This window comes from Pirellulales bacterium (genome assembly GCA_033762255.1).
Taxonomy (GTDB): Bacteria; Planctomycetota; Planctomycetia; order Pirellulales; family JALHPA01; genus JANRLT01.
In genome coordinates, this window is the sequence record JANRLT010000055.1 from 1 (window position 1) to 11318 (window position 11318).

Consider the following 11318-nt stretch of genomic DNA (forward strand, 5'->3'; position numbering starts at 1 on the left):
TATTTAGATTGGCCAGGATATACCCCGTGGCCTCCAGGGCGGCGGCGGTGGTGGCGGAGTCCCACTCGGCGGAGATGGTCGTCCCGCGCTCCCAACCGTAGCTGCGGTCGTCCGGCGGGAACGCTGTGGCACAGACGAATGACTCGGCGGGTTTTACCGGCGCAAAAGCCGTGGGGGGGATAGTTTCGGCCGGGGCATGGGGGCGTTTCCACAGCAGTTCAATCGACGCGCTCACGTCGGAATTCTCTTTTTTATCCTTGGATTTGTTGCCGGGAACTTGTTTCCCCTTGCAAAAATCCAGCCGCAGGGGGTAAAGCCGCCCCCCCACCAAAAAAATCGAACCGCGGTATTCGGATTCGTTGCCGGATTTGACCCAGGCATCAATCAAAGGGGTTGTTTCATTATTAACATGCAGGGCGGCGGCATGCTCGGTCCGGACGATGAATTCATACTCGCCCGTCTCGGGAGGCTGTAGCGCGCCTTCCCAGCGAATGGCAAAGTGCTCGGCGGACATTTTATCCTTTACCGGGGCCGTCGTGCCAAAGTCAAACTTTATCGTGGGATCGACGCGTTCTTGAACCAGTCGATCTTTCTTAAAATTGCGGTGAAAGTGAAACTCATTTTGGGCGTAATAGAGACCGTTCAGGCCGGTCTGTGTGGGAAGTGGCGTGGCCTGCCGAAAGCTACCGACCAGGTCCGCCACGGCCTGGCGATATTGCTTGACCGTGAGCCGCGACAGTTCAATCCGTGGCGGCTTGTGACGCTCGCGCGCGGCGAGGGAATAAAACTCGTGATAGACATAACTGGCGGCATTGGCCGCTTCCACGGCCGACAGCGTGCCGGGAGCGTCCTCAGGCATGGTTTTGTGGATGTAGTCGGCCAATTGCGCGACGGAGCGATCCCCCTGCAACGTCTGGTCGTGCTGGTCGCTTCCTTCCCCTTTTTGGCCGTGACAGGCCGCGCACTTGGCGTGGTAGAGCGTCTTACCGGCGGAAATGTCCCCCATATTTGTCGCGGGGTTGGTTGCGGGAGGGGACTTTTCCGGATCCGCCGCTTGGACCTCCGAGGATGGTGCCTGGGGTTCCGTCGCCGCGAATAGTGAAATTTTTACCGCCAAAAATGCCGCGGCGATTAGGACGCAGCCTAGGCAACAGGCAAGGGAATACAACCAACCAAACCGGGGCCGGGGGTAAGTGCCACGCGCACGACGGGGTACAAGCTGGTCGCGGACCAGGGAAAACAGACGCATGCCAGTCCTCGAATAACTGGAAGATCCGCAATTCGGCGGATCAAAAGGTGGGATAACGAGGTCAGTTTTATTGTCAGCCAGCCGCAATCCCCCGTCAAGAGCCGGGATTTCCTTAATCGGGGGAATATTTGTCCCGGAAACTTAGGCCTTGTCCGGAATCCGCATGTTATAAAACGAGCGGTACACAAAATAGAACGCGATTGCCAAAAAGACAGCTCCAATATAGGGCGTGTAATCCGTGGTCCCCTGGGCTTTTGCGGCGCGCCGCAATTGCACGGCGATTTCCACCGCCAACAGGCCAAACAACGTGGAAAATTTGATAATCGGATTGAGAGCGACCGAGGTGGTGTCCTTAAACGGGTCTCCCACCGTGTCGCCGATCACGGTGGCGGCGTGCAGATCGGTCCCTTTTTCCTTTAGGTCGACTTCGACCAGTTTTTTGGCGTTATCCCACGCTCCCCCGGCATTGGCCATAAAGATCGCCTGGAACAAGCCAAAGATCGCAATCGAAATCAAATAAGCGACAAAATAATTCGGATCAAAAAACGCGAATGCCAGGGTAATCGCCATGAGCACGATAAAAATGTTCCACATCCCTTTTTGCGCGTATTGCGTGCAAATGCGGACGACGGTTTTGGAATCCTCAATGCTGGCTTCGGTCTTGTCCAGCCGCATGTTCTTTTTGATGTATTCGACCGCGCTATAGGCCCCGGTGGTAACGGCCTGCATGGACGCCCCGCAAAACCAGTAAATGACCGCCCCTCCACTGATCAGGCCCAACAGCACGGGGGCGTCGGTCAGGCTCAGGTGCAGCAGTTTGGCTTTGCCCAACATCAGCACAATGGCAAAGATCATGGTCGTCGCCCCGACAACCGCGGTGCCAATAAGCACGGGCTTGGCCGTGGCTTTAAACGTGTTCCCTGCGGAATCGTTGGCCTCTAGGTAATGCTTGCCCCGTTCAAAATCGGGCGTAAAGCCAAAATCGCGTTCGATCTCGGCCTTGATCCCCGGCAGACTTTCGGTTTGGGCCAGCTCGAACACCGATTGCGCGTTATCAGTGACCGGTCCGTAGCTATCGACGGCGATATTCACCGGTCCCATGCACAAAAAGCCAAAGGCCACCAACCCAAAGGCAAAGATCGAGCCGACCCCCACCAGGGGCTGGTCCTTGACCAGTTCGACCATCATCAGGGAATCCAGCCCCTGCAAGCTAACAAAGTATGCCCCGGCCATGAGTCCGGTGATTAGCATCCCTTTCCAGAACGCGCTAAAATTGCCAGCCACCAACCCGGATAGGATGGTGAGGGAGGCCCCCCCCTCGCGCGAGGCGGTTACGATTTCCTTGACATGCAACGAGTGGGAACTGGTAAAGACCTTGGTAAATTCCGGAATCAGCACCGCAGCCAGAGTTCCGCAACTGATAATCGTAGCAAGCTGCCACCACAAGTTTGGATAATCCTTTCCTTCGACTTGCAGATTGCCCAAAAGCAAAAAGCTCATGCCGTAGGAAGTCAGAATGCACAGGATCGAAGCGATCCAAATCAGCCGGGTGAGGGGTTCCTCAAAGTTGAATTCCTTTAATCCGGCGTATTTCTTCTCGGAAATCGATTGATTGATAAAGTACGACGCGCCGGACATAAAGTCCATCAAAAACCGCATGGCAAAAATCCAGACGATCAGTTTCGCCTGCAACTCCGCCTGTGGAATTGCCAGGACGATAAACGAGATGAGCGCCACGCCCGTCACGCCATAAGTTTCAAAACCATCGGCGGTGGGCCCGACGGAGTCGCCCGCGTTATCGCCGGTGCAGTCGGCAATCACGCCCGGATTGCGCGGGTCGTCCTCTTTGACGTTGAACACGATTTTCATCAAATCGCTGCCAATATCGGCGATTTTGGTAAAAATTCCCCCCGCGATCCGCAGGGCCGACGCCCCTAATGATTCGCCAATGGCAAATCCCAAAAAGCAGATCCCCACGATACTGCGATCCACGAACAGCAGGATGATCACCATCAGGATCAGTTCCAGCGAAATCAAAAATAGCCCAATCGACATCCCCGCCCGCAGGGGAATATTGACCACATCCCACGGCACCCCCCGCAACGACGCAAACGCCGTCCGGGCATTGGCATAGGTATTGACCCGAATGCCATACCAGGCCACCGCGTACGACCCCGCCATCCCCACCACGGCAAATAGCAACACCAAGGCCAATTTGGTGTAAGGATCGATTGGCGTCGCGCCGTCGTGCCCCTCGCTGGGAAACGCCAACAGGTAATATGAAATCGCGGCCGCGATCAGCAGAAACAGCATCAGCAAGAATTTGCCCTGCTGGATCAGGTATTCCTTGCAGGTTTGAAAGATAATTTCCGCCACGTCCAGCATCGAGTTATGAGCGGGAAGGGCTTTGATCTGGGCGTATAAATACAGGCTGATTCCCAGCGTCCCGGCAATCACGATGGCCCCGCTAAACAGCAGCCACCAGGCGGAAATTTGGATTCCGAGAATATTAAAATTGCCAGCGTGCAAATCGGGAATTGGTAAGTCGGCCTCGCTGGCGTGGCACCAACCAGCGGACAAGCCTATCAAGCCCAACACCAGTGCCGCGCGTAACATGGGGATCATTAAAACAGCTAAATTCCGCATCTCGGTCATTCCTCCCTTGACTGACTAAATTAAAACATGAGTAAGGAAATCTAGCCCATATTCTCTAAATTGAACAAGACAAGTTTAACAATTTCCGCGGCAGGGTGGAGGAAAATATTGGCCGGTCAGGTCCCGCGAGTCGCGATTTGGCCATAAAATGCCAATGCAGGGGTAAGGAACCGGCAAAAGCGGGAATTTTTTTGCTTTGACCAATTGTCCCCGGGGGGCTTTGGGGGTTATACTTGCCAGTTGCCAGCGTTCAGTCATGAGGTCGGGATCTAGGAAGCCTCCGCCTCTGTGGTCTGTTTTGATCGGGACGTTTTCGGTGTGGCTTCCATGGATCGAAGGTGATCGTAGAGATATGGGAAAGCGGATTTACGTGGGGAATCTCCCCTGGTCGATGTCGAATGCGGATTTAGAAGAACTGTTTGGCGCGCATGGCAACGTGCGCATGGCCGAAGTCATGTCCGACCGTGAAACCGGCCGCTCGCGCGGGTTTGGTTTTGTCGAAATGGACTCTGACGAATCGATGAACAGCGCCATTGACGCCCTCAATGGCAAGGAAGTTGACGGCCGGCCCCTGGTTGTCAACGAAGCCCGGCCCAAGACTCCCGGCGGCGGGGGTGGATATGGTGGCGGAGGGGGAGGACGCTCGGGCGGGGGTCGTTCCGGTGGTGGACGCGGTTACCGCTAAGCCCTAACGAAAACAAAGCTGCCTGACCGGATTATTCCTGAGGTAGCTTGACGCGGGGACTAAGGCTGTTCCCCGCTTATAATTTCAAGACGAAAATTGCCGTTGATTCCTTCAGCGGCAATCTTTTTTCCACGCCAATCTTTTTTCACATTAAAAAGTTATTGCCTCTTTTTAAAAGAGCACACTCCTATGGCACATGATGGTTTTGATCGAGATCGGGATCGGGATCGCGGCGGCTTTCGCGGGGATCGGCGGGGCGGCCCGGGTGGGTCCTCCAACCGTATTCGGGTCCGCGTCAAGAAAAAAGACCCGATCTTTATTAATGGCGAACGCCCCCGGCCGATGTACATCGACTACAAGGACATGGAATTGCTGGGGAAACTGGTGAATCGACAGGGAAAAATTGTCAGCCGCCGTAAAAGCGGCTGCACCGCCATCAGCCAACACGCCGTGACCAAAGCGATCAAGCGCGCTCGCTTTATGGCGCTACTCCCTTATGTGGGTGAGTAGTATATTCATTTCACTGCGTGAGATGCGCGGCGCGAATAGCGCAAAATGGTTTGCACAGTTTGCCCTGTGGTTTATCTTTGTCCAAAGACTTCATATTCCGCACACAGAGTGTGCAGAGTACATAACAGACCCACGGCGGGAAGTAGCTTGACCGTGGGTTTTTGTTGCGCTGCTTAAAAATATTTTTTGTAATTAGCTGGCTATTTGGCAAACGATGGTACAACCTGATTCGTGCCCAACCAGGTGAATGTGAACACGTTTAACACCACCCGCCGGGTTGAATTTGCCATGACGGATGCCGCGGGTATCATGCATTTTGCCGCTTTTTTTGAGTTAATGGAGTCGGTCGAACACGAGCTCTTGCGTAGTCTGGGACTCAGTGTTATGCCCCCGGCGGATTCTCCCCCGCCCCATTTGAGCTGGCCGCGGGTTTCGGCAACTTGTGATTTTCGCCAAGCGGTGCGGTTTGAGGACGTCTTGGATATCAAGGCCTGGGTGGCCCGATTAGGCACAAAAAGCATCACCTACGCGTTTGAATTTTTGTGCGGGGAGGCGCTCGTGGCAGAGGGTCAAATTGTGGCGGTTTGTTGCCAAGTTGCACATGGCAAGCTGCTCTCTAGCCAGCCTGTTCCGCAATCGTGGAGTGCTCTTTTGCGGCCTTATGTGCGGGTCTGAGCGCGGTTCTTTCTAGCGAGTGACACATGGCGGGAATAATCTTAACGGATGTCGCCAAGGAATATCCCACCCGCGGGGAGCCGCTGTCCATCTTGCGGGAATTGAATTGGCGGCTGGAGCCGGGGCAAAATGCCGCCATCCTGGGTCCTAGCGGCGCGGGCAAAAGCACGTTGTTGTATTTGCTGGGGACGCTGGAGTCCCCCACCCGCGGTCAAGTGCAAATTTTAGGCAAAGACCCCTCGCAGCTGGACGAGGCGGCCTTGGCCCACTTTCGTAACACGCAAATTGGCTTTGTTTTTCAAGAGCATTATTTGCTGCCCCAATGCTCCGTTCTAGAAAATATCCTTTTGCCCGCCTTGGCTCAGGGAACCGTCACGGATGACCTTGCGCGCCGGGGAAGGGAACTAGCCGAACGGGTCGGATTGACGGACCGGTTGACGCACCGCCCACGGGAACTGTCAGGCGGGGAGCGTCAGCGCGTGGCCATCGCGCGGGCGTTGTTGTTGCGGCCGCGGCTATTATTGGCGGATGAACCGACGGGAAATCTGGATCGCCACACCGCCGCCGCAATCTCGCGCTTGCTGCTGGAATTGCAGGCCGTGGAACAAGCCATGCTGGTGATTGTGACCCACAGCCTGGATTTGGCCCGCTTGTGCCAGCGGCGATACGAACTTAACGATGGACGGTTGCTAGAAATGGGACTGGCGGTGACTACAGAGGAAAATCGCTAAGCAGCGGCCACGGACGCCACATTCTGGTCATGATCCATGAATCGATTAACATTTATCCAACGCTCTTTAGCCTGGAATTGGCGGATGCACTTGGCCGTCGCGCTGGGCGTGGCGGTCGCAGGCGCGGTGTTGACGGGAGCCTTGATCATTGGCCAGTCGCTGCGGGGTAGTTTACGCGATTTGGCGCTGCGCCGACTGGGACCGGTGACGCACGCCCTGGTCGCGCCCCGCTTTTTTCGCCAAGAATTAGCGGCGGAAACCGCCAATTCCGCCCCATTGCGCCCAACGCGGCATCTGTTGCCAGTGATCTTATTGGAAGCCAGCGTCCAATTTACCCCTCCCGCTCCGGCAGAAAAACGCCGCGCCGGCAAAGTCCAAGTGTTGGGAGTGACAAGCGACTTTTGGGGGCAGTTTGGATTACCCGGCGATTTTTCCCCCCCGCGCTTGAACGAAGTCTTGCTCAATCAAGAGTTAGCGGCGGAATTGGGCGTGGTCGCGGGGCAGGAAATTTTACTTCGTTTGCCGCGCCCGGCTGATATTCCGCCCGATAGCCCCTTGGGTCGCAAAACGGCCGCCAGTCTTAGTCGGCAGTTGACCGTCGCCGGGATTTTACCAAATACCGAGCTGGGAGGGTTTTCGCTGCGTCCCAATCAACTGCAGCCCAAAAACGCCTTGGTGGCGCTTGAGACATTGCAGGATTTGTTGGCCCAAGATGGCAAGATCAACGGGCTATTCGTGGTGGACTCTGATATTAAACAGCAAGTTGCCGGGGATAACGGCGGTCCCGTCCTGCGACCGCGGCTGGCGGATTATGGATTGCAATTTCGCAAGCTGGAAAATGGTCCTTGGCAGATCAGTAGCCAAGAGTTGCTCCTGGAAGACGCGATTGTGGAAAAGTTAGATGCTTGGGCTAAAAGGGAATCCCGCGAACCGCAACCCGCCTTGGTCTATCTGGCCAATTGGATTTCGATTGCCGACGATCAGGCTCGCGTGCCGTATTCCACGGTGGCGGGAATCGATTTTGCGCCAGGGCCGCCGCATGGGCCCTGGCGGGACGCGAAGGGAAAGATCGTCCCCCCCCTTTCCGACCGGCAAATCGCGATCAACCAATGGGTGGCGGATGATTTGGCGGCGCAGGGGCATCCTGTCAATCCGGGGGATGCCATCACGTTGACATTTTTTGAGCCGGAAAGCACGCACGGGGAAGTGGCGGAAAAATCACATTCCTTTGAATTAGCCGCCATTTTACCCATGACAGGCCCGGCGGCGGATAAGGAATTAACGCCAGAGTTAAAGGGGATCACCGATCAAGATTCTCTGGCAAATTGGGATCCGCCGTTTCCGTACTTTCCAGAGCGAGTCCGCAGCACCAAGCCCAACGATCAGGATGAACGCTACTGGGATGACTGGCGGGCCACGCCCAAGGCGTTTGTGTCCTTAGCCGCCGCGCAGCGGCTATGGGGCAGCCGGTTTGGCCGAGTCACCACCTGGCGGTTTGCCGCGCGGCCCGGGGAGACCGCCGCAGAATTAGAAGCGGAACTCTTAAAAGTGTTAAGCCCCGTGGATTATGGTCTGGTGTGGCAACCGGTCAGGGATCAAAGCTTGGCCGCCGCGGCGGGAACCACTCCGTTTGATGGGTTGTTTTTTGGATTTAGTCTGTTTTTGATTCTGGCCGCGATCTTACTGATTAGCCTGTTGTTTCGCCTGGGCTTGGATTTACGCGGGCGGGAAATGGGAATGCAACTGGCCTTGGGCTTTACACCGGCGCAAGTCAGAAACAGCCTGCTGGCCGAAGGCTCTGTGATTGCCGCGCTGGGGGCCGCATTGGGCGTGTTGGGGGGAATCTTGTATGCCCAAGTGATGATCTATGGCTTGCGCACGTGGTGGCTGGCGGCGGTGGTCACCCCCTTTATTCGGTTGTATGCTCCTCCGGCAACATTAGTGAGCGGGTTTTTGGTGACCTTTGGGGTGGCGATGGTTACGATTTGGTGGTCCCTGCGGCACATTGGCAAATCTCCGGCGCGACAATTACTGACCGGGCAAACCCTGGAACAGCCCGGCAATGTGCGTCGCGCGGGTTATATGCGGGCGGTCGCGGGATGGGGCGCGTTGGCGGGGGCAGTGGGACTAATTGCGTGGGGAACACAACTTTCCGGTGAAGCCCGGGCAGGCACGTTTTTTGGATCGGGGGCGCTTTTATTAATCGCGGGAATGACCGCCCTGTATGGCTTGTATCGCGGTCAAGCGGAATCAACATCCCTGGGCGTGACCAACCTGGCCACGCTGGCCTGGAGCAACGCCAGTCGTGCCGCCGGCCGCAGCACCTTGACCGTGGGGCTAATGGCGGGAGCGGTCTTTTTAATTGTGGCAATCAGCGCTTTTCATTTAACGCCTCCCCCTAGCGGCAAGGATAAATATGAGGGGGATGGGGGTTTTATGTTTATTGCCGAAAGCGATGTTCCGCTCTATGCCAATCTGGCCCTATCCACCGACCGGCTGGCAAAATTGGGCTTTGCCGAGCCTGATCCACAAACGCCCCCCAGCGAATGGGAGCCCGCACAACGGGCCGAGTTCTTTGCCGAGCGGGCGGATATTTTTCCCTGCCGGGTGCGCAGCGGCGAAGACGCGAGCTGCCGTAATTTGTACAAAACCCGCCAACCCCGCGTGGTGGGGATTGGCCCACGCTTACAAGCGCGTGGTGGTTTTGCCTGGGGAGCCTTGCCTGCGGATATGTCCCCGGCGGAAGCGGAAAACCCCTGGTTACTGTTAAACAGAAAAGTTGTCCTGAGCGGTGTGGGCTCCGATGCCAAGCATGTCATTCCCGTGATCCTGGACCAAAATACCGCGATGTACAGTTTGCAATTGTATGGCGGGGTGGGAGAGCAATTTACGGTCAATGATCCCACCGCCGGGCTAGTTGTTTATAAAGTGGTGGCCCTCCTAAAAAACAGCCTGTGGCAGGGGGATTTGTTGATTTCAGAGCAATCCTTTCGCCGGTTGTTTCCCGAAGTCAGCGGATACCGCCTCTTTTTGGCGGCACCCGCAGTGGGTGACGACCCCGCCGTGGTCAAAAGCGCATGGGAGGAGACCTTGGGGGATTATGGATTCTTATTGGAATCGACGCGCACCCGGCTAGAAAATTTTATGGCGGTGCAAAATACCTATTTGGGAACGTTTCAGACCTTGGGGGGGTTGGGGCTGTTGCTGGGGACTGTTGGGTTGGCCGTGGTGCAACTGCGCAATGTGGTTGAGCGCCGAGGAGAATTAGCCCTGATGCAGGCGATTGGTTTTTCGCGGGGACGGCTGTTGCGCCTGTTAAGCGGTGAAAATGGCGCGCTATTACTTTGCGGGTTGATCTTAGGTGGGGGGGCGGCCCTGGTCGCTATCGTGCCCCAACTATGGAGCGACCAAGCGGCTGTTCCCTGGCAAATGATAATAGGGATCTTGACGCTCTTTTTGACAGTGGGGTTGGGAGCGGGCTGGTTGGCGGCGCGAAGCGTGTTCAAAGAAAGCGCTGTCCGGGCCATCCGCGGGGGAACGTTATAACGTTATGCCATTACCCTGCAAGATCCCCACGTTCCTCAAAAGGACCCACTGAGGGAATAATTGAGATTTATATTAGAATTTGATGCGATCATCCGCAAAAAAGCCCTGAATATCGAATTTACCCCCGGGCTGTTATTGTCGTGAATTTCTCCTATTTGTAGAATCTGGGTGAAATGGGCCGTCTTTTCAGGGGAGGCGGCTTATTCAGGGAGTGACTATGCCAAGCCGTATCTACGGGCTGAGGAATGCGCTGCGCGCGTTTATCAAAGCATTGTGGAACACATCTTTTCAAAATTCCGCTAGCATTCGTCGCGCGGAAGCCACAACGTTAAGGAGGGGAGAGCAACTAGAGCCACGCTGGCAATGCAGTGCTACGGCACAGCTAATTGGCTCGGACTTTTTTGTACGCGGGGATAATTATGGAAACACCATGAACCTGGCCCTTGAGCAACGCAATGGCCGGGATTACTTGGTCGCCCGTGATGCGTTTAACACCATCATTTCTGGTACCCAGGCGGAGGCCAGCCTGGTCAAGCGTATCCAAGTCCTAGGCGGGTCGGGTAAAGACACCATTCACCTGGGAACGCTAGATCTAAAAAAGCTGCCCAACCTGCGGGAAGTGCATTTATATGGCAGCGGCGGGAACGACGCCATTACCGGTAGTCGCGGCAGCGATTTTATCTATGCTGGCGACGGGGACGATGTGGTGAATTCCGGCAATGGAATGACGTATCAGGGTTTCCAGCCGCATGATGTGATCTATGGCGACGCCGGCAACGACGACATCTTTGGCAATGACGGCTACTATGGCAAATTTACCTTTTATGGCGGCACGGGTAACGACCGCATGTGGGGTAATTACCAGGATGATTTGTTTTATGGCGATTTGGGGAATGACATTATGTATCCCGCCGGGGGAAATGACATCCTGGAAGGGGGACTGGGGGATGATCAGTATTACTATTCCTCCGGCGCGATGAATAAAGATATGGTCCTGGACATTGGCGGTACGGATTTTTTGGTGATTAGCGGCTTTACCAAGGGGATGGGCGTTGATTTACGCAAATGGGGAACGGATCCTAGCCAATCACTCACCACGGATTTTGATCCCGCCACCAACGATTGCATCTTTTTGCAGGTCTTGCAAAACTCCATCGAAAATATTGTGGGGACCAACTATGAAGATATCCTCATCGGCAAAGAATTGTCGAATTATATTCAAGATGAAGGGTGGAATTACCAATTGCTAGGATTGGGGGGGAGCGAT

8 protein-coding genes are annotated in these 11318 nt (G+C 55.5%); 6 read left to right on the plus strand and 2 right to left on the minus strand.

Features of this window, described 5'->3' with window-relative positions; translation table 11 throughout:
- A partial coding sequence (locus SFX18_15625) for a PA14 domain-containing protein (protein MDX1964581.1) occupies window positions 1–1249 on the minus strand: 1249 nt, incomplete at its 3' end.
- Between the two features lie 141 nt (window positions 1250–1390).
- The gene (locus SFX18_15630) at window positions 1391–3865 is read right to left on the minus strand and encodes a sodium-translocating pyrophosphatase (protein MDX1964582.1); all 2475 of its coding nucleotides are present in this window, start codon (window positions 3863–3865) and stop codon (window positions 1391–1393) included.
- Between the two features lie 391 nt (window positions 3866–4256).
- Here SFX18_15630 and SFX18_15635 point away from each other — a divergent pair, with 391 nt between their 5' ends.
- From SFX18_15635 to SFX18_15660, 6 genes are all read left to right on the plus strand, one after another.
- Window positions 4257–4589: an RNA-binding protein gene (locus tag SFX18_15635; protein ID MDX1964583.1), complete on the plus strand. Its 333-nt coding sequence runs from the start codon at window positions 4257–4259 to the stop codon at window positions 4587–4589.
- A gap of 189 nt (window positions 4590–4778) precedes the next feature.
- On the plus strand, window positions 4779–5099 hold the full coding sequence (gene rpsR / locus SFX18_15640) for a 30S ribosomal protein S18 (protein ID MDX1964584.1): 321 nt from the start codon (window positions 4779–4781) through the stop codon (window positions 5097–5099).
- 231 nt (window positions 5100–5330) lie between these two features.
- Window positions 5331–5774, plus strand: a complete 444-nt coding sequence (locus SFX18_15645) for a thioesterase family protein (protein MDX1964585.1) — start codon at window positions 5331–5333, stop codon at window positions 5772–5774.
- A 26-nt stretch (window positions 5775–5800) separates the two neighbouring features.
- Entirely contained in the window at window positions 5801–6505 is a 705-nt protein-coding gene (locus tag SFX18_15650) for an ABC transporter ATP-binding protein (protein ID MDX1964586.1), read from the plus strand.
- 36 nt (window positions 6506–6541) lie between these two features.
- Entirely contained in the window at window positions 6542–10051 is a 3510-nt protein-coding gene (locus SFX18_15655; GenBank protein MDX1964587.1) for an FtsX-like permease family protein, read from the plus strand.
- A gap of 217 nt (window positions 10052–10268) precedes the next feature.
- Window positions 10269–11318: calcium-binding protein (locus tag SFX18_15660; GenBank protein ID MDX1964588.1), on the plus strand; the 1050-nt coding region annotated here is incomplete at its 3' end.